The organism is Streptomyces sp. OZ13 (assembly GCF_052068155.1).
GTDB lineage: Bacteria > Actinomycetota > Actinomycetes > Streptomycetales > Streptomycetaceae > Streptomyces.
Window position 1 is genome coordinate 1 of sequence record NZ_JBQHCZ010000002.1, and the last position, 22,499, is coordinate 22,499.

General features: G+C 71.7%; 21 protein-coding genes. 14 read left to right on the top strand and 7 right to left on the bottom strand.

Annotation, left to right across the window (positions count from 1 at the left end):
- The first annotated feature begins 95 nt into the window (after nucleotides 1–95).
- Complete coding sequence (locus ACTMTU_RS03690) at nucleotides 96–1,733, top strand: ABC-F family ATP-binding cassette domain-containing protein (protein WP_441261985.1); 1,638 nt, start codon at nucleotides 96–98, stop codon at nucleotides 1,731–1,733.
- Between the two features lie 109 nt (nucleotides 1,734–1,842).
- Here ACTMTU_RS03690 and ACTMTU_RS03695 read toward each other — a convergent pair whose 3' ends face one another.
- The 3 genes from ACTMTU_RS03695 to ACTMTU_RS03705 form a co-directional block, all read right to left on the bottom strand.
- A complete protein-coding gene (locus ACTMTU_RS03695; protein ID WP_441261986.1) occupies nucleotides 1,843–4,257 on the bottom strand; it encodes a Tex family protein in 2,415 nt (804 codons plus the stop codon).
- A 79-nt stretch (nucleotides 4,258–4,336) separates the two neighbouring features.
- Nucleotides 4,337–4,468 (bottom strand): LPFR motif small protein, encoded by a 132-nt coding sequence (locus tag ACTMTU_RS03700; protein ID WP_268247290.1) that lies wholly within the window; start codon nucleotides 4,466–4,468, stop codon nucleotides 4,337–4,339.
- Nucleotides 4,469–4,559: 91 nt separating this feature from the next.
- Entirely contained in the window at nucleotides 4,560–5,423 is an 864-nt protein-coding gene (locus ACTMTU_RS03705) for an SCO6745 family protein (RefSeq protein ID WP_441261987.1), read from the bottom strand.
- 115 nt (nucleotides 5,424–5,538) lie between these two features.
- Here ACTMTU_RS03705 and ACTMTU_RS03710 point away from each other — a divergent pair, with 115 nt between their 5' ends.
- Nucleotides 5,539–6,555, top strand: coding sequence for a GlxA family transcriptional regulator (locus ACTMTU_RS03710; RefSeq protein ID WP_441261988.1), 1,017 nt, complete (start codon nucleotides 5,539–5,541; stop codon nucleotides 6,553–6,555).
- A gap of 20 nt (nucleotides 6,556–6,575) precedes the next feature.
- Nucleotides 6,576–7,217, top strand: a complete 642-nt coding sequence (locus ACTMTU_RS03715) for a DJ-1/PfpI family protein (protein WP_441261989.1) — start codon at nucleotides 6,576–6,578, stop codon at nucleotides 7,215–7,217.
- A gap of 35 nt (nucleotides 7,218–7,252) precedes the next feature.
- On the opposite strand, the gene ACTMTU_RS03720 is transcribed toward ACTMTU_RS03715, so the two are convergent.
- Nucleotides 7,253–8,023 (bottom strand): enoyl-CoA hydratase/isomerase family protein, encoded by a 771-nt coding sequence (locus ACTMTU_RS03720; protein WP_441261990.1) that lies wholly within the window; start codon nucleotides 8,021–8,023, stop codon nucleotides 7,253–7,255.
- Nucleotides 8,024–8,105: 82 nt separating this feature from the next.
- Here ACTMTU_RS03720 and ACTMTU_RS03725 point away from each other — a divergent pair, with 82 nt between their 5' ends.
- On the top strand, nucleotides 8,106–8,789 hold the full coding sequence (locus tag ACTMTU_RS03725) for an HdeD family acid-resistance protein (RefSeq protein ID WP_441261991.1): 684 nt from the start codon (nucleotides 8,106–8,108) through the stop codon (nucleotides 8,787–8,789).
- Between the two features lie 133 nt (nucleotides 8,790–8,922).
- A complete protein-coding gene (locus tag ACTMTU_RS03730) occupies nucleotides 8,923–9,399 on the top strand; it encodes an ATP-binding protein (RefSeq protein ID WP_159683950.1) in 477 nt (158 codons plus the stop codon).
- Nucleotides 9,400–9,429: 30 nt separating this feature from the next.
- Here the strand turns inward: ACTMTU_RS03730 and idi are convergent, their stop codons facing one another.
- The 3 genes from idi to ACTMTU_RS03745 form a co-directional block, all read right to left on the bottom strand.
- The gene (idi, locus tag ACTMTU_RS03735) at nucleotides 9,430–10,023 is read right to left on the bottom strand and encodes an isopentenyl-diphosphate Delta-isomerase (protein WP_441261992.1); all 594 of its coding nucleotides are present in this window, start codon (nucleotides 10,021–10,023) and stop codon (nucleotides 9,430–9,432) included.
- A 161-nt stretch (nucleotides 10,024–10,184) separates the two neighbouring features.
- Nucleotides 10,185–11,459: a bifunctional class I SAM-dependent methyltransferase/N-acetyltransferase gene (locus tag ACTMTU_RS03740; RefSeq protein WP_441261993.1), complete on the bottom strand. Its 1,275-nt coding sequence runs from the start codon at nucleotides 11,457–11,459 to the stop codon at nucleotides 10,185–10,187.
- A 250-nt stretch (nucleotides 11,460–11,709) separates the two neighbouring features.
- Nucleotides 11,710–12,651 (bottom strand): cation diffusion facilitator family transporter, encoded by a 942-nt coding sequence (locus tag ACTMTU_RS03745; RefSeq protein WP_441261994.1) that lies wholly within the window; start codon nucleotides 12,649–12,651, stop codon nucleotides 11,710–11,712.
- A 465-nt stretch (nucleotides 12,652–13,116) separates the two neighbouring features.
- Here ACTMTU_RS03745 and ACTMTU_RS03750 point away from each other — a divergent pair, with 465 nt between their 5' ends.
- The 9 genes from ACTMTU_RS03750 to hpnD all read left to right on the top strand — a co-directional run bounded on the left by ACTMTU_RS03750 (nucleotide 13,117) and on the right by hpnD (nucleotide 22,444).
- On the top strand, nucleotides 13,117–14,928 hold the full coding sequence (locus ACTMTU_RS03750) for a DUF5941 domain-containing protein (RefSeq protein ID WP_441262574.1): 1,812 nt from the start codon (nucleotides 13,117–13,119) through the stop codon (nucleotides 14,926–14,928).
- The gene (locus ACTMTU_RS03755) at nucleotides 14,925–15,662 is read left to right on the top strand and encodes a sugar phosphate nucleotidyltransferase (protein ID WP_441261995.1); all 738 of its coding nucleotides are present in this window, start codon (nucleotides 14,925–14,927) and stop codon (nucleotides 15,660–15,662) included. The genes ACTMTU_RS03750 and ACTMTU_RS03755 overlap by 4 nt, the downstream gene beginning before the upstream one ends.
- Complete coding sequence (locus tag ACTMTU_RS03760) at nucleotides 15,650–16,711, top strand: iron-containing alcohol dehydrogenase family protein (protein ID WP_441261996.1); 1,062 nt, start codon at nucleotides 15,650–15,652, stop codon at nucleotides 16,709–16,711. The genes ACTMTU_RS03755 and ACTMTU_RS03760 overlap by 13 nt, the downstream gene beginning before the upstream one ends.
- Entirely contained in the window at nucleotides 16,689–17,468 is a 780-nt protein-coding gene (locus tag ACTMTU_RS03765; RefSeq protein WP_441261997.1) for a CDP-alcohol phosphatidyltransferase family protein, read from the top strand. Before ACTMTU_RS03760 ends, ACTMTU_RS03765 begins: the two co-directional genes overlap by 23 nt.
- 35 nt (nucleotides 17,469–17,503) lie before the next feature.
- On the top strand, nucleotides 17,504–18,349 hold the full coding sequence (locus ACTMTU_RS03770; protein ID WP_441262575.1) for a glycosyltransferase family 2 protein: 846 nt from the start codon (nucleotides 17,504–17,506) through the stop codon (nucleotides 18,347–18,349).
- Between the two features lie 88 nt (nucleotides 18,350–18,437).
- A complete protein-coding gene (locus ACTMTU_RS03775) occupies nucleotides 18,438–19,367 on the top strand; it encodes an ABC transporter permease (RefSeq protein WP_441261998.1) in 930 nt (309 codons plus the stop codon).
- Nucleotides 19,360–20,154: an ABC transporter ATP-binding protein gene (locus ACTMTU_RS03780; protein ID WP_441261999.1), complete on the top strand. Its 795-nt coding sequence runs from the start codon at nucleotides 19,360–19,362 to the stop codon at nucleotides 20,152–20,154. The genes ACTMTU_RS03775 and ACTMTU_RS03780 overlap by 8 nt, the downstream gene beginning before the upstream one ends.
- A gap of 419 nt (nucleotides 20,155–20,573) precedes the next feature.
- Nucleotides 20,574–21,494, top strand: a complete 921-nt coding sequence (hpnC, locus tag ACTMTU_RS03785) for a squalene synthase HpnC (protein ID WP_441262000.1) — start codon at nucleotides 20,574–20,576, stop codon at nucleotides 21,492–21,494.
- Nucleotides 21,491–22,444: a presqualene diphosphate synthase HpnD gene (gene hpnD, locus ACTMTU_RS03790; RefSeq protein WP_441262001.1), complete on the top strand. Its 954-nt coding sequence runs from the start codon at nucleotides 21,491–21,493 to the stop codon at nucleotides 22,442–22,444. The genes hpnC and hpnD overlap by 4 nt, the downstream gene beginning before the upstream one ends.
- The last annotated feature ends 55 nt before the right edge of the window (nucleotides 22,445–22,499 follow it).

A 22,499-nucleotide genomic window follows, 5' to 3' on the forward strand; every position in this document is an offset into this window, starting at 1 on the left:
ACCGGAAGGCCCTCACCTGTTCAAGATCCTTCAGCCGAGACCTGGCTCACCCGTCCACAACCTCCCCGGACAGAACACCTAGGATTCACTCCCTGATGACTGCAACTCTCGTCGCCAAGGACCTCGCCGCCGGACACGGCGACCGCTCGCTCTTCGCCGGGCTCGACCTCGTCGTCGCACCCGGCGACGTGATCGGTCTCGTGGGCGTCAACGGAGCGGGCAAGTCCACCCTGCTGCGTCTGCTCGCCGGACTCGACCGGCCGGAACAGGGCGAGCTGCGGCTCTCCCCGCCGACCGCGACCGTCGGCCACCTCCCGCAGGAGCCCGAGCGCCGCGAAGGGGAGACCGTCCGGGCCTTCCTGGCCCGCCGCACCGGCGTCGCGGCGGCCCAGACCGCCATGGACGCCGCCGCCCAGGGCCTGGCCGACGGCGTCGAGGGGGCGGACGACGCCTACGCCACCGGCCTGGAGCGCTGGCTCGACCTCGGCGGCGCGGACCTCGACGAGCGCGCCGAGGAGGTCGCCGGTTCGCTCGGCCTCACCGTCGACCTCGACCAGCCGATGACGTCCCTGTCGGGCGGCCAGGCCGCACGCGCGGGTCTCGCCTCCCTGCTGCTGTCCCGCTACGACGTGTTTCTCCTCGACGAGCCGACCAACGACCTCGACCTGAGCGGTCTCGAGCGCCTCGAGACCTTCGTCCAGGGTCTGCGGGCCGGCACGGTCGTGGTCAGCCACGACCGCGAGTTCCTCACCAGGACCGTCACCAAGGTCCTCGAACTGGACCTCGCTCAGCAGCAGATCACCCTCTACGGCGGCGGCTACCAGTCCTACCTGGAGGAGCGAGAGACCGCCCGCCGGCACGCCCGCGAGGAATACGACGAGTACGCCGACAAGCGGGCCGCTCTCGAGGGCCGCGCCCAGATGCAGCGGAACTGGATGGACAAGGGCGTCAAGAACGCCCGCCGCAAGGCCACCGACAACGACAAGATCGGCCGCAAGATGCGGAGCGAGGCGAGCGAGAAACAGGCCGCCAAGGCACGCCAGACGCAGCGCATGATCGAGCGGCTCGACACGGTGGAGGAGCCCCGCAAGGAGTGGGAGCTGCGGATGGAGATCGCCGCTGCCCCGCGCTCCGGCTCGGTGGTCGCCACCCTTCGGGAGGCGGAGGTGCGGCGTGGTGGCTTCCGGTTCGGCCCCGCGTCGTTGCAGATCGACTGGGCGGACCGCGTGGCCGTCACCGGCGCCAACGGCTCCGGCAAATCGACGCTGCTCGCCGCCCTGCTCGGCCGGCTTCCCCTCGACTCGGGACACGCGTCGCTCGGCTCCGGTGTCGTCGTCGGCGAGGTCGACCAGGCACGCGGGCTCTTCTACGGCACCGAGACGCTGCTGGACGCGTTCTGCGCGGCCGTCCCCGACACCGAGCCGGCCGAGGTCCGCACACTGCTGGCCAAGTTCGGACTCAAGGCCGGCCATGTGATGCGCCCGGCGACCACCCTGTCACCGGGCGAACGGACCCGTGCCGCGCTCGCGCTGCTCCAGGGCCGTGGCGTGAATCTGCTGGTTCTGGACGAGCCGACCAACCATCTCGACCTGCCCGCCATCGAACAGCTCGAGGCGGCGCTCGACTCGTACAAGGGCACGCTGCTGCTGGTCACCCACGACCGCCGGATGCTGGACGCCGTCCATGTCACCCGCCGCATCGAGGTGGCCGACGGCAGGATCACCGAACTCTGACACCCGATCCGGCCCTGATCCGAGGCCGTCCGGCCCGGCCGCTGCGACGCGGCCGGGTGCGGGACGGCCGCTCCCGGGGCCGGGGGGTGCCCCCGACCCCGGTGCGCATTCAGCGGTTCTTCGGGTCCACCAGGCCCGCGCGGCGCAGTGCGTCCGCCATCGCGCTGTTCGACGGGGCCGGGGCCTGGCGCGGTGCGGCGGCACCACGACGGTCACCGCCGTTGCCGCCACCGCGGCCGCCCCCGCCACCCGCACCACGGCGCTCTCGGCCCGCGCCGCCACCGCCCTGGCGCTGCTGCGGGGGACGTCCGCCGCGCTCACGCCGGGGCGCACCCGCCTCCGCCGGCTGCGCCGACGCCTCGTCGTCCAGCCGCAGCGTCAACGAGATCCGCTTGCGGGGGATGTCGACGTCGAGCACCTTCACCTTCACCACGTCGCCCGACTTCACCACGTCGTGCGGGTCCTTGACGAAGTTCCGGGACATTGCCGACACATGCACCAGACCGTCCTGGTGGACACCGACGTCCACGAATGCGCCGAACGCGGCGACGTTGGTGACCACGCCCTCCAGCACCATCCCCGCGGCGAGGTCGCCGATCTTCTCGACGCCGTCCTTGAAGGTGGCGGTGCGGAACGCCGGACGGGGGTCGCGGCCGGGCTTCTCCAGCTCCCGCAGGATGTCCGTCACGGTCGGCAGGCCGAAGGTCTCGTCCACGAACTCGGCCGGCCGCAACGATCGCAGGACGGAGGTGTTGCCGATGAGGGACGCCACCTTTCCACCGGTCGTCTTCACCATCCGCCGCACCACCGGATACGCCTCCGGGTGCACGCTGGAGGCGTCCAGCGGGTCGTCACCGCCGCGGATGCGCAGGAAGCCCGCGCACTGCTCGTACGCCTTCGGGCCGAGCCGTGCCACGTCCTTGAGCGCCTTGCGGGATCGGAACGGGCCGTTGGAGTCGCGGTGCGCGACGATGTTCTCCGCCAGCCCGGCGCCGATGCCCGACACCCGGGAAAGCAGCGGCGCGGACGCCGTGTTGACGTCGACGCCGACACCGTTCACACAGTCCTCGACCACCGCGTCGAGCGACCGGGACAGCTTCACCTCGGACAGGTCGTGCTGGTACTGCCCGACGCCGATCGACTTCGGGTCGATCTTGACGAGCTCGGCCAGCGGGTCCTGCAGCCGGCGCGCGATGGAGACGGCGCCGCGCAGCGACACGTCCAGACCGGGCAGCTCCTGCGAGGCGAACGCCGACGCCGAGTACACCGAGGCGCCCGCCTCCGACACCATCACCTTGGTCAGGTTCAGCTCGGGATGCCTGGTGATCAGGTCGCCGGCCAGCTTGTCGGTCTCGCGGGAGGCGGTGCCGTTGCCGATCGCCACCAGTTCGACGGCGTGCTCCTTGGCGAGACGGGCCAGCTTCGCGAGCGACTCGTCCCACTTGTTCGCGGGAACGTGCGGATAGATCGTGTCGGTGGCGACCACCTTGCCCGTCGCGTCGACGACGGCGACCTTCACCCCGGTACGGAAACCGGGGTCGAGCCCGAGGGTCGCGCGGGTGCCCGCCGGGGCGGCGAGCAGCAGGTCGCGCAGGTTGGCCGCGAAGACCCGCACCGCCTCGTCCTCGGCGGCCGTACGCAGCCGCAGCCGCATGTCGATGCCGAGGTGCACCAGGATCCGGGTGCGCCAGGCCCAGCGGACGGTGTCGCCGAGCCACTTGTCGCCGGGGCGCCCGCGCTGCGCGACACCGAAGCGGGCCGCGACGATGCCTTCGTAGGACGAGGGACCGTCGGTCGGCTCCTCCGGCTCCAGGACCAGATCGAGGACCTCCTCCTTCTCGCCGCGGAACATCGCGAGGATCCGGTGGGAGGGCAGCTCGGTGAAGCCTTCGGAGAAGTCGAAGTAGTCGGCGAACTTTGCGCCCGCCTCCTCCTTGCCGTCCCTCACCTTGGCGGCGAGCCGGCCGCGGGTCCACATCCGCTCGCGCAGTTCGCCGATGAGGTCGGCGTCCTCGGAGAAACGCTCCGCCAGGATCGCGCGTGCTCCATCGAGAGCGGCAGGGGCGTCCGCGACGCCCTTGTCCGCGTCGACGAACGCGGCGGCGGCCGCGAGCGGGTCCACCGACGGGTCGCTCAGCAGGCCCTCGGCCAGCGGCTCGAGCCCGGCCTCACGGGCGATCTGCGCCTTGGTGCGCCGTTTCGGCTTGAACGGCAGGTAGATGTCCTCCAGCCGTGCCTTGGTGTCGGCGGCCCCGATCCGGGCCTTCAGCTCGTCCGTGAGCTTGCCCTGCTCGCGCACGGACTCGAGGACCGCGGTCCGCCGTTCCTCCAGTTCCCGGAGGTAACGCAGCCGTTCCTCGAGCGTGCGCAGCTGCGCGTCGTCGAGCATCTCGGTCGCTTCCTTGCGGTAGCGAGCGATGAACGGCACGGTCGACCCGCCGTCGAGCAGCTCGACGGCCGCCTTCACCTGCCGCTCACGTACGCCGAGCTCCTCGGCGATCCTGCCTTCGATGGACGTCGTCACGGTTCCCCGACTCGCCTTCTCGTGCTCGCTGTGCTTGAGAGTGCATTGTGCCGGGTGGCCGGGGGCCGTGTCGCGTGCCTCAGACGCGCCGTGTCCTGCCGCCGCGCGAGGCTCCGCCGAAGAGCCGGGCCAGGAGCCGGAACGGCAGCGTCACCACGGTGGCGATCGCCGAGCCGACGGTGCGAAGTGCGTCCGCTATGGCGCTGAGCACAATTGACCTCCAGTGACGGGGGCGTTGGACTACGTCGGGTAGCCGGGATCGCCTCTGTGTAAACGTCTCGGCCCGCCCCCGTCCCGGTGTCTCAGCCCTTGCCCGTGAGGTCCTCGGGGAACGCGCCGGCGAGCGCGGCGCTCGTCAGGAAGCCGCGGCCGAGCTCCGTGAGACGCTCGACGCCCTCCGCGCCCAGGTGCTCGTACGGTGCCCGGTCGAGCCGGTCGGTGTGCTCCTCCAGCTCGGCCCGCAGCGCGGTGCCGGCCTCGGTCAACTCGCCCTCCGCGTCGATCAGTCCGCGCTCCCGCAGCCGGGACTGCGCGGCCTCCCAGTCGGTCCGTCCCCAGCCGCGGGTGGCGAGGATCCAGCGCGGCGCCATGCCCTTGCCCGTGGCGGTGTGGCTCACCAGCGCCTCGAGCGGGTCGAGACCGGCCGCGAGCAGCGCCGCGAGATGCCCGTCGCCGCGGTGCTCCCGCAGCAGGGTCGCCGCGTGCCAGTACGCCAGGTGCGGCTCTTCCGGAACGGGCAGGTCGGCGTGTGCCGCGTAGAGGGGACGGGCGTGACGGGTGCACGCCTCGGCCGCGCGCAGCGCGAGTTCCGCTGCCTCCGCCATCTCGGGGGAGGCGACGGCGTCGTCGCCGAGCAGCCGCCGCAGGGTGGTGTCGACGGCGCGCAGCCGCGCCGCGAGCACCGCCTCCGGCGGGGCGGTGTCCCACACGGCCGGCAGATGCTCCGCGATCAGGTCGTGGTTGAAGTTGTAGAACGCGGCGGCGACCGCACCGGGTCCGACCGCGCCCATGGCGGCGCCGCGCCCCGCGAAGTAGGCGGCTCTGGGGTCCTCGACACCCAGCTGTGCGAGCTCGGCGGTGAAGTCGGGGGAGAAGTACACCGTCGAGTGCAGCGGGTTGAGGGCGTTGTGGCAGCGGCGTCCCGCGCGCGGATGCAGAGAAGTCATGAGCCGCACGTTACCGACTGGTCGGTACGGGCGGAAGTCCGGGAACGTCCCTCGGCGGCGATGGCAGGAAAGGTGGGGTTCTCGTCATTGCGGCCATGGCCGTGCCGCGAGAAGGATGGGGCCCGTGACGGAGTCCACAACAGAACCTGCGGAGCGGCCGACGACAGGACGGACGCTGCTCGTCGTCCTCTTCGACCATGTGCAGAGCCTCGATGTGACGGGGCCGGTCGAGGTCTTCGAGGGTGCCCGCCGGGCCTGCGGCGACCCGTCCGCGTACCGGATCCGTACCGCCTCGCTCGACGGCTCGCCGGTACGGACCTCCAGCGGTCTCACCCTGGTCCCTGACGGGGACCTCGCCCGTGAACCCGCGCCCCACACGCTCCTCGTCCCCGGCGGCGAGGGCACCCGCCGCCCGGATCCGCGGCTGATCGACTGGCTCCGCGACCGGGCGCCCCACGCCGGACGCCTGGTGTCCGTGTGCACCGGCGCGCTGCTGCTGGCGGAGGCCGGGCTGCTCGACGGCCGGCGCGCCACCACCCACTGGGCCGCCTGCGACCACCTCGCCGGCGCCTATCCGGAGGTCGAGGTCGACCCCGACCCGATCTTCGTCCGGGACGGCAGGCTCTCCACCTCCGCGGGCGTCACGGCGGGCATCGACCTGGCGCTGGCACTTGTGGAGGAGGACCTCGGCCGGGACGTCGCCCTCACCGTGGCCCGCCATCTGGTCGTCTTCCTGCGGCGTCCCGGCAACCAGTCGCAGTTCAGCGCCCAGCTCGAGGCCCAGACCGCGCGCCGCGAACCGCTGCGGTCCGTGCAGCACTGGGTCACCCAGCACCCCGAGGCCGACCTCTGTGTCGAGGCGCTCGCGGACCGCGCGGGCCTGTCGCCCCGGCACTTCGCCCGCGCCTTCCAGGCCGAGACGGGCACGACACCCGGCCGCTACGTGGAACGCGTGCGCCTCGAGCACGCCAGAAGGCTCCTGGAGGACACCCCCGACGGAGTCACGAAGATCTCCCGCGCCTGCGGATACGGCACCACGGAGGCGATGCGGAGGGCCTTCGTGAAGGCCCTCGGCGTGTCCCCGGCGGAGTACCGCCGCCGCTTCCGCGGCCCCGCACGACCCGCCAGCTGAACCCTACGAAGGGAACACCCGTGCCCACGCAGATCGCCGTCCTGCTCTTCGACCGTTTCACGTCACTGGACGCCGTCGGCCCGTACGAGATGCTCTGCCGCCTCCCGGACGCCGACGTCGTCTTCGTCGCCGAACGGAAGGGTCCCGTGGCGAACGACCGTGACCAGCTCTCGCTCGTCGCCACCAGGACCTTCGACGAGGTGACGGCTCCGGACATCGTCCTCGTCCCGGGCGGCCCCGGCCAGGACGCCCAAATGGGGAACGAGACCCTGCTGGACTGGCTGCGCGCCGTGGACGCCACCAGCACCTGGACCACGTCGGTGTGCACGGGCTCGCTGCTGCTCGCCGCGGCCGGACTGCTGAAGGGCCGTGAGGCGACCTCCCACTGGCTCGCCCTGGAACAGCTGGAGCAGCTCGGCGCCAGGCCGACCGGTCGCCGGGTCGTGACGGACGGCAAGTACGTCACCGCCGCCGGTGTCTCCTCCGGCATCGACATGGGCCTGACCCTGGTCGGCAGGCTGTCCGGTGACGAGCACGCCCGGGCCGTGCAACTGCTCACCGAGTACGACCCGCAGCCGCCCTACGACGCCGGCTCACCGCTGAAGGCACCCGCACACCTGGTGGAGGAGTTCCGCACCAAGAGCCGCTTCGTCCTCCGGTAGCCCGGCACGGGTGCGCCCGGCCGGTGCTGCCGGCGTCAGCCGGCTCCCGGCGCCCACGAGAAGCGCGGCGCACGACGCTCGAGGAAGGCGGCGACCCCCTCCGCGGTGTCGCCGCTGCCGCGCGCCTGCTCCGCCCAGTACGCGTCCCGGTCCGTGCGGCCGGCGGTGAACTCCTTCGCCGCACACTGCGTGAGCTGCGATCTCGACACCAGGATCCTGGTGAACTCGGCCGCCCGCCGGCCCAGTTCGTCCCCCGGCAGCACCTCGTCGACGAGCCCGGTCCGCAGCGCCCGCCCGGTGTCGATCAACTCGCCGGAGAACAGGAGGTACTTGGCCGCGGCCGGACCCACCAGTGCCGCGAGCCGGCGCGTCGAGCCCGCCGGGTAGACGATGCCCAGCTTGGCCGGGGTGACCCCGAACAGAGTGTCGCGCTCGGCGAAGCGCAGGTCGCAGGCGGCGGCGAGCTGACAGCCGCCACCCACGCAGTAGCCGCGCACCACGGCGAGCGTCGGCTTGGGGAATGCCGCGAGGGCCTCCTCCGCATGCACGGCCAGCGCCTGCGGGTCCTCACCGGGCAGCCGCAGCGACGAGATGTCCGCCCCGGCACAGAACGTCCCGCCCTCGCCGGTCAGCACCAGTGCCCGTACGGCCGGGTCCGTTGCCAGTTTCCCGAGCAGCTCCGGAAGCGCCCGCCACATGTCCGCGGTCATGGCGTTGCGCTTGGCGGGATTGCTGATCACGACCGTGGCGACACCGTCCGCGACGGTGTGCCTGAGCCGGGGCGGATGCGCGTTCGGGGACTCCATGCGCCGGATGCTATCCGGCGGGCACGAACCTATGATCAAGAAGGGGTGCCGCTGCCACGGGGGTTCGCCGAGGAGTCGTCCGATGACCCGTACCGCGCACCACGAGAAGAACCACCGCAGCCGGGAGAAGAGCCTGCGCCGCGGCTTCGGAAGACTGGCCGCGCTCGGCGCGATCCTGGCCGCGGGCGGTCTGGTCGGCCTGGTCTACACGGGCGTGGCGACCCTCACCTCGATGCTCCTGTTCGGCTGGCTGCTGCTGATCTGCGGGATCGTCGGCCTGCTCCACGCGGTCGAGTCGCGCGGCAGCAACTTCTTCTGGCTGGCCGTCGTGGTCGCCGCGCTGAACATCGCGGCCGGCGCGATCGTCATCCGCCATCCGGAGACCGAGGCGGCCGGTCTCGTCATGTTCGCCGCCCTGCTGTTCCTGACCGGCGGACTCTTCCGGCTGGTGGGCAGCATGGTGGTCCGCGGCCCGCAGTTCGGCTGGACCCTGGTGCAGGGGGCCTTCGATCTGCTGTTGGGTGTGCTGGTCCTGGCCGACTGGCCGGAGAGCAGTTGGTACGTCCTCGGCACCTTCTTCTCGCTGGCGCTGCTTTTCGACGGCCTCGGCCTGATCGCGATGGGGGTCGGCGGCCGGCGCGTCGTCAGCATGGTCACGGAGCAGGGCGAGGGACCGCGGGGGAGCCGGGAAAACGCTGATAAGAGTGCTGAAACGATCGATCCGGGGAAGCGGGCAGAAGGCGGTTCCGACCAGTCACACAACTGACGCTGTCATACGCACCCGGTCAAAACGCGTCGATCGGCGTTCACTTCCGTTCAGTGGTACGGCACGGACCAACTGACTACCAACACTTGTTACCTGAAGGTCAGTGGGACGAGCCGAAGGTGGGTGCCGGACTATGGAGAGCCGCGGGAGCGTGCCGGCCCGGCCGCTGTCTTACGAGGGCGTCTGGCGGTTCACCGCTCCCGCACTCGACGTGTCCGTCCCGCAGGCCCGGCACGCCGTGCGGGACCTGCTCGCCCGCCAGGGCGTCCCGGTCGCCGACGACGTGGTGCAGGGCCTGCTGCTGATCGTGTCGGAGCTGGTCACCAACACTGTGCGGCACGCCGCTCTGCTCTCGCCGGAGGTCGCCGTCGAGGTCGCCATCGGCACGCACTGGGTGCGGGTCTCGGTCGAGGACAACCATCCCTACCGTCCCAAGGCTCTCGAGACCGACGCCGCGCAGACGGGTGGCAGAGGACTGCTGCTGGTCCGCGAGATCACCCGGGAGGCCGGCGGTATCTGCGACGTCGAGCACACCGCGAGCGGCGGGAAGATCATCTGGGCGGAGCTGCCGCTGGCGCATCGGTTCCAGGACGGCGCGGCGCCCGTATGAGGCGCCGCGCCGTGGAGCGGACGGCGCCTCTCACCAGCCTCCGGCCGGCCCCGTCAGCTCCCTGACCGCGGGCCTGGCCGCGTCCAGCACCGTCATGAACCAGGCGGAGAACGTCGCCCGGCCGTGCAGCTCGGTCAGCTCGTCCGGCGTCACGAAAGCCGTCTCGCTGATCTCCTCCGGATCCGGCAGCACCGGCTTCTGCACCATCCCGACGAAGAGGTGGTTGTACTCCTGCTCGACCAGCCCGGACTCCGGGTCCGGGTGGTTGTAGCGGACCGTGCCGGCCTCGGCGAGCAGCGAGGGGGAGACCCCCAGCTCCTCGTAGGTGCGCCGGGCGGCCGCGGCGAACGGCGCCTCGCCCGGGTACGGGTGGCCGCAGCAGGTGTTCGACCAGACACCGGGGGAGTGGTACTTGCCCAGCGCGCGGCGCTGCAGCAGCAGCCGCCCCTGCTCGTCGAAGAGGAACACCGAGAACGCGCGGTGCAGCCGACCGGGCGCCTGATGGGCGGAGAGCTTCTCCGCCGTGCCGATGGTGTTGCCCTCCTCGTCGACCAGCTCGAGCAGGATCGCTGGTGATGTGCCGTTCGACGAACTGGTCGCCGCGGTGGCTGGTGTGATCGGCATAACCGTCCTTCGCATCGGTCCTCGGCCCTGCGGTCCTTCCGGAGGAAGGACCCTGGGCCCCGCTCAGTCTGCCGTACAAAAGCGGCTTGTCCGTACTTCGGTGGCCGCCTGGCATGTCCGCCCCGCCCCGCCCCGCCGGCCGGGGCGGGACGGACAGCCGGTCAGACGCCGAACGCCGCCGGATAGCGGACCGTGCCCTTCGGCACCTCTTCGCGGCCGTCGAGCGTCAGCACCATCAGGGCCTCCTCCGGTACCTCGAAAGATGTCCTGATCCCGTGCTTCGCCGCGACCTCGAAGCCGAACCTCGGGTAGTACCCGGGATGCCCCAGGACGACGACCGGTCCGTCACCGCGCGACCGCGCCGCGTCGAGCACCGCCCGTACGACCGCCGTCCCCGCCCCCTGCCGCTGATGGCGGGGCGCGGTCGCGACCGGCGCCAGGGCGAGCGCGGGTGTGCCGCCGATCCGGCACCGGGTGAGCAGCGCGTAGGCGGCGACCGACCCGTCCTCGGCCTCCGCCACGTACGACAGCCCCGGCAGCCACGCCTCGGCGTCCAGGCGGAGCGAGTCCACGAGGGCGGCCTCCTCCGGGGTGGGGAACGCGGCGGCGTTGACCGCGCGTACCGCCGGGATGTCGGCCGCCGTCTCCGGTCGGGTGCGCCAGCGGGGGTCGGCCGGGCGGAGCACGTAGCCGGTGTAGCCGAACTCCGCGCCGTGGTCCCTGCGCATGGCGATCTCCGCGCGGGTGGCGGCCACCGCCTCCGGCATGCCGGGCGCGCCCGGGTCCGCGGCGTCGGCCCGCTCGCCCAGCGGGCCGTAGTACTCGTCCCAGTCGCTCTCGGGCTGCCGGTACAGCCCGAGCACGGTGTAGCCGGCCGCGACGGCCGCCGAACAGTTGTCGGCCGTGCCGCGCAACGGGTAGTGCGCGTCCCAGAAGGCGCGGGCCTCCGGGGACGGCTCGGCCGATGTCCACTCGCACTCGGTCATGACCAGGCTGCCGCCGGTGGTCCCCCCACGCCGCAGGGTGCAGGGGGAGAGCAACCGCCGCCACTTCTCGAGCGCGGTGTCGAAGCCGATGCTGTAGGCGGAGCTCTCCGCCCAGACGAGGTCGAACGAGCCGTCGGGGAAGGGGAGGTCTCCCATGTCGGCGTCGACGGTGATGATCGAGTCACCGAGGCCGCGCGCCACGGCGCTGTGCCGCAGCTCGTCCAGGAACGGCTGGTGCAGATCGACCGCCGTCACCAGTGCGCCGGCCCGCTCTGCCAGCAGCAGGGCCGAGCGGCCGGGACCGCAGCCGAGGTCGAGCACGCGCGGCCGGGCGGGCAGGGGGCCCACCGCCGCGAGCAGCCGCGCAGAGGTGTCGTCGGAGCCGGGACCCTGCCGCGGGAGACCGTGGTGCAGGGCGAAGAAAGCGTCGTGCAAAGCGTTGTCGGACAACGTGGAAACCCTTGTTCACGGGGCTCCGGCCGACGTGCGCGATCGGACCGGCGGATACCGGACAGGATCGGATCAGGGTCGGACGGAAGCCCGGAGGATGAGGAAGGACCGGGTGTGCGCAGGGCTGGGGGTACCACCACGCCGCCAGGCGTAGGGGGACTCCGCTGCGACGGTCATCAACCTCAGCTCCTCTCAAGGATCGTGGGACGTCCGCGTCCGCGGAAACCCTAGCAGGGGCGGGCGGTCCCGCTCAGTGGCAGAGTCTCGCCTCGTGCTCGGCGTGCCCGACCGGCTCCAGCTGGAAGGTGCAGTGCTCGACGTCGAAGTGCTCGCCGAGGCAGCCCTGGAGGTCGTGCAGCATCTTCTCGTGGCCCACCGAGTCCAGCGCTTCCTGGCTGACGACCACGTGCGCCGAGAGCACCGGCATTCCGGACGTGATCGTCCAGGCGTGCAGGTCGTGCACGTCCGCCACGCCGGGCAGGGCCAGTATGTGCGCACGCACCTCTTCCATGTCGACGCCCTTGGGGGCCGACTCCAGCAGCACGTTCAGAGTCTCCCGCAGCAGCCGCAAGGTGCGCGGCACGATCATCACGCCGATGGCCAGGGAGGCGATCGGGTCGGCGTACTGCCAGCCGGTCGCCAGGATGATCCCCGCGGACACCAGGACCGTCACCGAGCCGAGCGCGTCCGCCATCACCTCGAGATAGGCGCCGCGGACGTTGATGCTCTCCTTCTGGCCCCGCATCAGCAGCGTCAGCGAGACCATGTTCGCCGCCAGGCCGACGACGGCGAAGACGACGGTGAGGCCGCCCCGGGTCTCCGCCGGCTCCATGAACCGCTGCACCGCTTCCACGAGCAGGAAACCGCCGACGCCGAGCAGCAGCAGACAGTTGGCGAGCGCCGCGAGGATCTCGGCCCGGGCGAAGCCGAACGTGCGGTTCACCCCGGCCGGCCGGTTGGCGAAGTGGATCGCGAGCAGGGCCATCCCCAGGCCCACCGCGTCCGTCGCCATGTGCGCAGCGTCCGCGAGCAGGGCCAGCGAGCCCGACAGCACCCCGCCGACGACCTCCAGCACCGTCACGCCGAGCGTGATGGCGAGGGCGATCCGCAGCCGGCTCCGGTGGGCGGCGGCCGCGGTGCCCGTGGGCGGCGGGCCGCCGTGAGTATGCCCGTGGTCGTGCCCTGCCCCCATGTCGATGCCTTTCGCTATTGGTGCGCATCACTCGGCCGAGGCTTAGTCAACTACGGGTGGGGGGTATCGGGCAACACGGCACTGAACACCGTTGTCATATGCTCTGACCTGCGGAAATGCTCGCAGGTCAGAGCGTCCTGCAGATCAGTACGGTGCACCCTCGTGGCGTCCGGGGCAGCCGTAGGACACGGCCGCCCGTTCGCCGGCCGCCGTCACGGCGTGCACGACAGGCCCCCGCTGGAACGTGCTCCACGTGCGATGCGCCACGTCACGGGCTCTGGCCGGGGCCTCGGTTTGGAGGGCGGGGCGTGGATCGACAATGATGATCTCGGCGGGCCGCCAGGGCGTAAACGGCCGGTGAACTCCCGCTTCCGTACATCCGATAGCCTCTGCCGACGTGCCGCCGCCCGTGTGCGGGCCGAGCCGCCGTGGACCAGCACCGTCAGCGCCAAGGAGTGAGTTCGTCTGTCGACCGCCATCCTCACCGGTCCGCCGGTACCCGGGTCGTCGCTCGAGGGCGATCTGCGGTCGCTGGGCTTCGACGTGCGGGTCGCCAACGGCCCTGAGCACACCGCCGCCCTGATCGAGGCCGTGCCCGGTACCGAGAGGGTCGCCGTGGTCGACCCGCGCTTCGTGGGCCATGTGCACGCCCTGCGGCTGGCGCTGACCGACCCGCGCTTCCCCACCGCCGCCGTCACCGGCGCACTCACCGCCCAGCCGGCCGGACGCGCCGCGCTCACCGGCGCCGTGCGCGCCGTCTCCGCCACCGTGCCGGCCGGCGCGGGAGCCGTCGCCGGCGACGGCGTCGTCGACGGTGTGACCGCAGAGCTCGAGGCCCGGGGCATGTCCGTCCATCACCCCGAGCTCGGTCCGCTGGTCGCCGCCGTGCCCTCCGACGCGGAGGAACGGCACCGGACGCGCGCCGCCGTCGAAGCGGTCGACGACGAGGCGGTGCGCCTGCGCTCCGCCGTCAAGGCGCGAGACGGCTTCTTCACCACCTTCTGCATCAGCCCCTACTCCCGCTACATCGCACGCTGGTGCGCCCGCAGGGGACTGACGCCGAACCACGTCACCACCGCGTCGCTGCTCACCGCGCTCGTCGCGGCCGGCTGCGCGGCCACCGGCACCCGCCCCGGCTACATCGCCGCCGGCCTGCTGCTGCTCTTCTCCTTCGTCCTGGACTGCACCGACGGGCAGCTCGCCCGCTACTCCCTGCAGTACTCGACGCTCGGCGCCTGGCTCGACGCGACCTTCGACCGGGCCAAGGAGTACGCCTACTACGCGGGACTCGCCCTCGGCGCCGCCCGCGGCGGCGACGACGTCTGGGCGCTCGCCCTCGGCGCGATGGTGCTCCAGACGTGCCGGCACGTCGTCGACTTCTCCTTCAACGAGGCGAACCACGACGCCACGGCCAACACGAGTCCCACGGCCGCCCTGTCCAGCAAGCTCGACAGCGTCGGCTGGACGGTCTGGCTGCGCCGGATGATAGTTCTGCCGATCGGCGAGCGCTGGGCGATGATCGCCGTGCTCACCGCCGTGGCGACCCCGCGCATCGTCTTCTACGCCCTGCTCGTCGGCTGTTCCCTCGCCGCCTGCTACACCACCGCCGGCCGGGTGCTGCGTTCGCTGACCCGCAAGGCGCACCGCACGGACCGTGCGGCCCAGGCGCTCGCCGACCTCGCGGACTCCGGGCCGGCCGCGGAGGCCCTTTCCCGTGCGACCGCCCGCGTCGCACGGAGGCTGCCGGGCCCGGCGCCGCTCGCGGCGGCCGCCGTGGGCGCGGCCGGGCTGCTGGCGACAGCCGCCTTCACCGGTTTCGGCAGCGTCTGGACGCCGGTCGCCGCCCTCGTGTACGCCGCCACCTCGGGGCTCGCCGTCGCCCGGCCCCTCAAGGGCGCCCTCGACTGGCTCGTCCCCCCTGTCTTCCGGGCCGCCGAGTACGGCACGATCCTGCTCCTCGCCGCACACGCGGAGGTGAACGGGGCGCTGCCGGCCGCTTACGGGCTGGTAGCGGCTGTCGCGTACCATCACTACGACACGGTGTACCGCATCCGCGGTGGCACCGGCGCGCCGCCGCACTGGCTGGTCCGGGCCGTCGGCGGGCACGAGGGGCGGGTCCTGGCAGTCGCTGTGCTCGCTTTCCTGCTGCCCGCGGACATCACCATCGCGCTGACGGTCCTCGCTGTGGCCGTGGCGGCCGTGGTGCTGGTCGAGAGCGTTCGCTTCTGGGTGTCCTCGCAGGCACCCGCAGTACATGACGAAGGAGAACCCGCATGATTGGCCTCGTACTGGCAGCCGGTGCCGGAAGGCGTCTTCGCCCCTACACCGACACGCTTCCGAAGGCCCTCGTGCCGGTGGACGGGGAGACCACGGTCCTCGACCTGACGCTGGGCAACTTCGCGGAGATCGGGCTCACGGAGGCGGCGATCGTCGTCGGCTACCGCAAGGAGGCCGTGTACGAGCGCAAGGCGGCGCTCGAGGCGAAGTACGGCCTGAAGCTCACCCTCGTCGACAACGACAAGGCGGAGGAGTGGAACAACGCCTACTCCCTGTGGTGCGCCCGTGACGTCCTCGCCGAGGGCGTGATCCTCGCCAACGGCGACACCGTGCACCCCGTCTCCGTCGAGAAGACCCTGCTCGCCGCCCGCGGCAACGGCCAGAAGATCATCCTCGCCCTCGACACGGTGAAGAACCTCGCCGACGAGGAGATGAAGGTCATCACCGCCGAGGGCAAGGGCGTCCAGCGGATCACCAAGCTGATGGACCCGGCGACCGCCACCGGCGAGTACATCGGCGTCACGCTCATCGAGCCGGAGGCCGCCGCGGACCTCGCGGACGCGCTGAAGACGACGTTCGAGCGCGACCCCGACCTCTACTACGAGGACGGCTACCAGGAGCTCGTCAACCGCGGTTTCACGATCGACGTGGCGCCCATCGGCGACGTCAAGTGGGTCGAGATCGACAACCACGACGACCTCGCGAAGGGCCGTGACATCGCGTGCCAGTACTGACCCGGCTCATCCCCTCACCGGTCGTCGTCGACGTCCGGGCGGGCGCACTGGACGACCTGGCCGGCATCCTCGCCGACCAGCGGATCTCCGCGTCCGGCCGGCTGGCGATCGCGATCAGCGGCGGCTCGGGACAGGTACTCCGGGCGCAGATGGCGCCGACGCTGCCCGGCGCCGACTGGTACGAGGTCGCCGGCGGCACCATCGACGCCGCCGTCAAGCTGGCCGACGACATCAAGGGCAAGCGGTACGACGCGGTCGTCGGCCTCGGCGGCGGCAAGATCATCGACGTGGCGAAGTACGCCGCGGCACGGGTCGGCCTGCCGCTCGTCGCCGTGGCGACGAACCTCTCGCACGACGGCCTGTGCTCGCCGGTCTCCACGCTCGACAACGACAACGGCCGCGGCTCCTACGGCGTCCCGACGCCCATCGCCATGGTCATCGACCTCGACGTGATCCGCGAGGCCCCCGTCCGCTTCGTCCGCTCCGGCATCGGCGACGCGATCTCCAACATCTCGGCGATCGCCGACTGGGAGCTCTCCCACCAGGTCACCGGCGAGAAGGTCGACGGCCTGGCCGCCGCCATGGGCCGCACCGCGGGCGAGTCCGTGCTGCGCCATCCCGGCGGCGTCGGCGACGACGAGTTCCTGACCGTTCTCGCCGAGGCTCTGGTGCTGACCGGGATCGCCATGTCGATCAGCGGCGACTCCCGGCCCGCCTCGGGCGCCTGCCACGAGATCAGCCACGCCTTCGACCTGCTGTACCCCAAGCGGGCGGCCAGCCACGGCGAGCAGTGCGGACTGGGAGCGGCCTTCGCGATGCACCTGCGCGGTGCCGGCGAGCAGGCCGGCCTGTTCGCCGAGGTGCTGCGCCGGCACGGTCTGCCCGTGCTCCCGCAGGAGATCGGCTTCTCCGCGGACGAGTTCGTGCGCGCCGTGGAGTACGCGCCGCAGACCCGCCCGGGCCGTTTCACCATCCTCGAGCACCTCGACCTCGACCATGACCAAATCAGGGACGCGTACGCCGACTATGCCAAGACCATCAGTAGCTGAACTCCGCCCGGTCGTTCACCCCGCGGGTGTGAAGGACCGGCGCAGCGGTGAGCACTGGGGCGGCCGCCTCTACATGCGCGAGATCTCCCTGCGGATCACCCGCCTCCTGGTCACCACCAAGGTCACGCCCAACCAGCTGACCTACGTGATGACCCTCGCCGGTGTCCTGGCCGCTCCCGCCCTGCTCGTGCCGGGCATATGGGGGGCCGTACTCGGTGTGGTCGCGGTCCAGCTCTATCTGCTGCTCGACTGCGTCGACGGCGAGGTGGCCCGCTGGAAGCAGCAGTTCTCGCTGTCCGGCGTGTACCTGGACCGGGTCGGCGCCTACCTGTGCGACGCGGCGGTCCTGGTCGGTTTCGGCCTGCGCGCCGCGGACCTGTGGGGCAGCGGCCGGACCGACTGGCTGTGGGCCTTCCTCGGCACCCTCGCCGCGCTCGGCGCGATCCTGATCAAGGCCGAGACCGACCTCGTCGGTGTCGCCCGCCACCAGGGCGGGCTGCCGCCGGTCAAGGAGGCAGCGGCGGAGCCGCGCTCCTCCGGGGTGGCACTCGCTCGCCGGGCCGCCGCCGCGCTGAAGTTCCACCGGCTGGTCCTCGGCATCGAGGCGTCCCTGCTCATCCTGGTGCTGGCCGTCCTCGACGAGGTCCGGGACGACCTGTTCTTCTCCCGTCTCGGCGTCGCCGTGCTGGCCGGCATCGCGCTGCTCCAGACGCTGCTCCACCTCGTGTCCGTCCTCGCTTCGAGCAGGCTGAAGTGACGGCCCCGCTGAAGCTCGGCGCCGTCGTCATCACGATGGGGACCCGGCCCGACGAGCTGCGCGCCCTCCTCGACTCGGTCGCCAAGCAGGACGGCGACCCCATCGAGGTGGTCGTGGTCGGCAACGGCGCTCCCGTGGTGGACGTGCCCGAGGGCGTGCGCACGATCGACCTGCCGGAGAACCTCGGCATCCCCGGCGGCCGCAACGTCGGCATCGAGGCCTTCGGACCCGGCGGCTCGGACGTCGACGTGCTGCTCTTCCTGGACGACGACGGACTGCTCCCCGACGCGGGCACCGCCCAGCTGGTCCGGGAGGCCTTCGACGCGGACCCGGGCCTGGGCATCGTCAGCTTCCGCATCGCGGATCCCGAGACCGGGCTCACCCAGCGCCGGCACGTCCCGAGGCTGCGTGCCTCCGACCCGATGCGCTCCTCTCGGGTCACCACCTTCCTCGGCGGTGCCAACGCCGTGCGCACGAAGGTGCTGGCCCAGGTCGGCGGGCTTCCCGACGAGTTCTTCTACGCCCACGAGGAGACGGATCTCGCCTGGCGCGCACTGGACGCCGGCTGGTCCATCGAGTACCGCGCGGACATGGTGCTCCTCCACCCGACCATGCCCCCCTCCCGGCACGCGGTCTACCACCGGATGGTGGCCCGCAACCGGGTCTGGGTGGCGCGGCGGAACCTGCCCCTGCCCCTGGTGCCCGTCTACGTGGGGGTGTGGGTGCTGCTCACCCTCCTGCGGCGCCCGACGCTGCCGGCGCTCAAGGCGTGGTTCGGCGGTTTCCGGGAGGGATGGCGCACACCCTGCGGACCGCGCCGCCCGATGAAGTGGCGTACGGTGTGGCGTCTTACCAGGCTGGGCCGACCTCCTGTCATCTGACAAGCTCGGTTCTGAGAGCATCGGGGCGACGAGCCGCTGAGGCCGCGCCCCGAACTGCCGCGCATCTTGAAGACGAAAGTTTCAACTTGTGAGTGACACAACCCATGACGGTGCCATCCTGACGAGCCGCACGCCGTCGCCGGACGACGGCCTGTCCCCGTCGCAGCTCGCCGCCAAGTACGGCCTGACCGTCAGCGGCGCCCGCCCGGGCCTGGCCTCGTACATCAGGCAGCTCTGGGGCCGCCGCCACTTCATCCTGGCCTTTTCGCAGGCCAAGCTGACGGCCCAGTACAGCCAGGCGAAGCTGGGGCAGCTCTGGCAGGTGGCGACGCCTCTGCTGAACGCGCTGGTGTACTTCCTGATCTTCGGCCTGATCCTCGACGCGGACCGGGGTTTCAGCACCGAGGTCTACATCCCGTTCCTGGTGACCGGTGTGTTCGTGTTCACGTTCACCCAGAGCTCGGTGATGGCGGGTGTGCGGGCGATATCGGGCAACCTGGGCCTGGTGCGCGCCCTGCACTTCCCCCGGGCGTCGCTGCCGATCTCCTTCGCGCTCCAGCAGCTCCAGCAGCTGCTGTTCTCGATGATCGTGTTGGTGGCGGTGGTGGTCGGCCTCGGCAGCTACCCGGCCCTGTCCTGGCTGCTGGTGCTCCCCGCGCTCGCGCTGCAGTTCGTGTTCAACACCGGCCTGGCCCTGATCATGGCCAGGCTCGGAGCGAAGACCCCCGACCTGGCGCAGCTGATGCCGTTCGTCATGCGCACCTGGCTCTACGCCTCGGGCGTGATGTTCTCCATCCCGGTGATGCTCGCCGACAAGCCGGCCTGGATCGCGGACGTCCTCATGTACAACCCGGCCGCGGTCTACATGGACCTCATCCGGTTCGCGCTGATCGACGGCTACGGTTCCGAGAACCTGCCCTCGCACGTCTGGGCGGCCGGCCTGGGCTGGGCCCTCCTGGTCGGCTTCGCGGGCTTCGTGTACTTCTGGAAGGCTGAGGAGCGGTACGGCCGTGGCTGAGAACATCGACAACAGAGCCGGGGCGCGCGTCCCGACCGTCATCGCCGACGACGTGCACATCGTGTACCGGGTCAACGCCGGCAGCGGCGGAAAGGGCAGCGCCACGGCGGCGCTGAGCCGGATCCTGCGCCGGGAGAAGGGCGAGGCGCGCGGTGTGCGCAAGGTCCACGCCGTGCGTGGCGTGACCTTCACCGCCTACCGCGGCGAGGCGATCGGCCTGATCGGCACCAACGGCTCCGGCAAGTCGACCCTGCTGCGCGCCATCGCCGGTCTGCTGCCGGCCGAGAGCGGCAAGGTCTACACCGACGGCCAGCCCTCGCTGCTCGGCGTCAACGCCGCGCTGATGAACGACCTGACCGGCGAGCGCAACGTCATACTCGGCGGCCTGGCCATGGGCATGTCGCGCGAGGAGATCCGCGAGCGCTACCAGGGGATCGTCGACTTCTCCGGCATCAACGAGAAGGGCGACTTCATCACCCTGCCGATGCGCACGTACTCCTCCGGCATGGCGGCCAGGCTCCGCTTCTCCATCGCCGCCGCGAAGGACCACGACGTCCTGATGATCGACGAGGCGCTGGCCACCGGTGACCGCCGGTTCCAGATCCGCTCCGAGGAGCGCATCAGGGAGCTTCGCAAGGAGGCCGGCACGGTCTTCCTCGTCAGCCACAGCAACAAGTCGATCAGGGACACCTGCGACCGGGTCCTGTGGCTGGAGAAGGGCGAACTCCTGATGGACGGTCCGACCGACGAGGTCATCAAGGCGTACGAGAAGGAGACGGGCAAGTAGCCCCGGTTCCCCAGCGCCCGCAAGGCCCTCGCCGGTCGGCCGGCGAGGGCCTTCCGCTTGCCGCCGGCCTCCGGCGGTGCGGTGCACCGGTCCGTCGACGGGCAGTCAACTTGCCCGGGATCCGGGAAGGTTGGACCCGAACGCGGTGTTGTTCCGTTCTGTGCGGCACCCCGGGGCGTCGTTCGGCGTTGTACAACGTAAGCTGTACCGGGACCGAATCGCGGCAAGTGGGGCGATATGTCGCGATCCGATCGGCCGGGCCTTCGGTCACGGGGTGGCAGGCAAGCGGCGCAGCGTGCGGCGGCGTGTCCGAAATGGGATGTATTGAGTCGGCAGTGTAGAACGGGAGATGTGATGGCCATGACGGGAAGTCTCCAGCTCCGCGAGCCCATCGCCGTCTCCGTTCCCGGCAGCGCGCAGTGACGGGCACCGTGCACCCGCGCGCCGACGACCCGGCCCGGGGCACCCTCGACAAGGCCGCCGACGAGAACTTCCCCGTCGCCCCGTTCTTCCTGCCCCGCGCCTGGCGGGACGACCTCATGGCCGTCTACGGCTACGCCCGGCTCGTCGACGACATCGGCGACGGCGACCTCGCGCCCGGCGGCGCCGACGCCCGCCACCTCGGCATCGGACCGGACCTGGCCGACGACCGGCTCGCCCTCCTCGACGCCTTCGAGGCCGACCTGCGCCGCGTCTTCGACCTGTCGGGCGACGCCCCGCGCCACCCGCTGCTGCGGGCACTGCGGCCCACCGTCGCGCGGCGCTCGCTCACCCCCGAGCCGTTCCTCGGCCTGATCGCCGCCAACCGGCAGGACCAGCTGGTACGCCGCTACGAGACGTACGACGACCTCCTCGCCTACTGCGAGCTGTCGGCGAACCCGGTGGGCCGGCTCGTCCTCGGCATCACCGGCACGACGAGCCCCGAGCGGCTGCGCCGCTCCGACGCCGTGTGCACCGGGCTCCAGATCGTCGAGCACCTCCAGGACGTCGCGGAGGACCTCGCCCGCGACCGGATCTACCTGCCGGCAGAGGACATGAAACGTTTCCACATCACGGAGGCGGACCTTGCCGCACCGACCGCGGGCGCCTCGGTGCGCGCCCTGATCGCCTTCGAGGCGCAGCGGGCGCGGGCGCTGCTCGACGAGGGCATCGGGCTGGTCGGCTCCGTCGACGGGCGGCTGCGGCTGCTGCTGGCGGGTTTCGTCGGCGGTGGGCGTGCCGCGCTCGCCGCGATCGCCGCCGCCGGACATGATGTGCTGCCCGCACCGCCCAGAGCGACCAGGCCGAGGCTGCTGCGTGAAGTGGGGACCGTCTTGCGAAGAGCGCGTAGAGAGGGATGAACCGGACGATGGAGGGACCGACCCAGGTGCCGACCGCGCCGGTGCAGGCCGCGTACAGCTACTGCGAGGCCGTCACCGGACAGCAGGCCCGGAACTTCGCCTACGGCATCAGGCTCCTGCCGCCGCACAAGCGCCAGGCCATGTCGGCGCTGTACGCGTTCTCCCGGCGCGTCGACGACATCGGCGACGGCACGCTGAAGCCGCAGGCCAAGCAGGACCGGCTGGAAGCCACGCGCGAGCTGCTCGAACGCATCAGGCAGGGCGCCGTCGACGAGGACGACACCGACCCCGTCGCCGTCGCGCTCTGCGACGCCGCACGCCGCTTCCCGCTGCCGCTCGGCGGCCTCGACGAGCTGATCGACGGCGTGCTGATGGACGTCCGCGGCGAGACGTACGAGACCTGGGACGACCTCAAGGCCTACTGCCGGTGCGTGGCCGGCGCGATCGGGCGGCTCTCGCTCGGCGTGTTCGGTACCCAGCCCGGCGCGCGCGGAGCCGACCGCGCCGCCGAGTACGCCGATACGCTGGGCCTCGCCCTGCAAGTCACCAACATCCTCAGGGACATCGCCGAGGACGCGGCCAACGGCCGCACCTACCTGCCGGCCGACGACCTCGCCAAGTTCGGCTGCTCCGACGGCTTTCACGGCACGACACCGCCGCCCGGCTCCGACTTCGCCGGCCTGGTCCACTTCGAAGTACGGCGCGCCCGTGCCCTGTTCGCCGAGGGCTACCGCCTGCTGCCCATGCTGGACCGGCGCAGCGGCGCGTGCGTCGCGGCCATGGCCGGCATCTACCGCCGGCTCCTCGACCGCATCGAACGCGACCCGGACGCCGTGCTGCGCGGGCGTGTCTCCCTGCCGGGACGCGAGAAGGCGTACGTCGCCGTCCGCGGACTGTCCGGCCTGGACGCCCGCCACATCGGCCGCCAGACCCACGGAGGGCGCCGGTGACACCCCCGACGGACATCACGGACCCGGCCGCGGCGCAGGCACCCGAACCCGCGCG

What these genes read in the sequence shown, in the direction of transcription:
- ACTMTU_RS03690 (WP_441261985.1), top strand. Translation starts at nt 96, where the DNA reads ATGACTGCAACTCTCGTCGCCAAGGACCTCGCCGCCGGACACGGCGAC.
- ACTMTU_RS03705 (WP_441261987.1), bottom strand. Translation starts at nt 5,423, where the DNA reads ATGACTTCTCTGCATCCGCGCGCGGGACGCCGCTGCCACAACGCCCTC.
- ACTMTU_RS03710 (WP_441261988.1), top strand. Translation starts at nt 5,539, where the DNA reads ATGGGGCCCGTGACGGAGTCCACAACAGAACCTGCGGAGCGGCCGACG.
- ACTMTU_RS03720 (WP_441261990.1), bottom strand. Translation starts at nt 8,023, where the DNA reads ATGGAGTCCCCGAACGCGCATCCGCCCCGGCTCAGGCACACCGTCGCG.
- ACTMTU_RS03725 (WP_441261991.1), top strand. Translation starts at nt 8,106, where the DNA reads ATGACCCGTACCGCGCACCACGAGAAGAACCACCGCAGCCGGGAGAAG.
- ACTMTU_RS03730 (WP_159683950.1), top strand. Translation starts at nt 8,923, where the DNA reads ATGGAGAGCCGCGGGAGCGTGCCGGCCCGGCCGCTGTCTTACGAGGGC.
- idi (WP_441261992.1), bottom strand. Translation starts at nt 10,023, where the DNA reads ATGCCGATCACACCAGCCACCGCGGCGACCAGTTCGTCGAACGGCACA.
- ACTMTU_RS03745 (WP_441261994.1), bottom strand. Translation starts at nt 12,651, where the DNA reads ATGGGGGCAGGGCACGACCACGGGCATACTCACGGCGGCCCGCCGCCC.
- ACTMTU_RS03755 (WP_441261995.1), top strand. Translation starts at nt 14,925, where the DNA reads ATGATTGGCCTCGTACTGGCAGCCGGTGCCGGAAGGCGTCTTCGCCCC.
- ACTMTU_RS03765 (WP_441261997.1), top strand. Translation starts at nt 16,689, where the DNA reads ATGCCAAGACCATCAGTAGCTGAACTCCGCCCGGTCGTTCACCCCGCG.
- ACTMTU_RS03770 (WP_441262575.1), top strand. Translation starts at nt 17,504, where the DNA reads ATGGGGACCCGGCCCGACGAGCTGCGCGCCCTCCTCGACTCGGTCGCC.
- hpnD (WP_441262001.1), top strand. Translation starts at nt 21,491, where the DNA reads ATGAACCGGACGATGGAGGGACCGACCCAGGTGCCGACCGCGCCGGTG.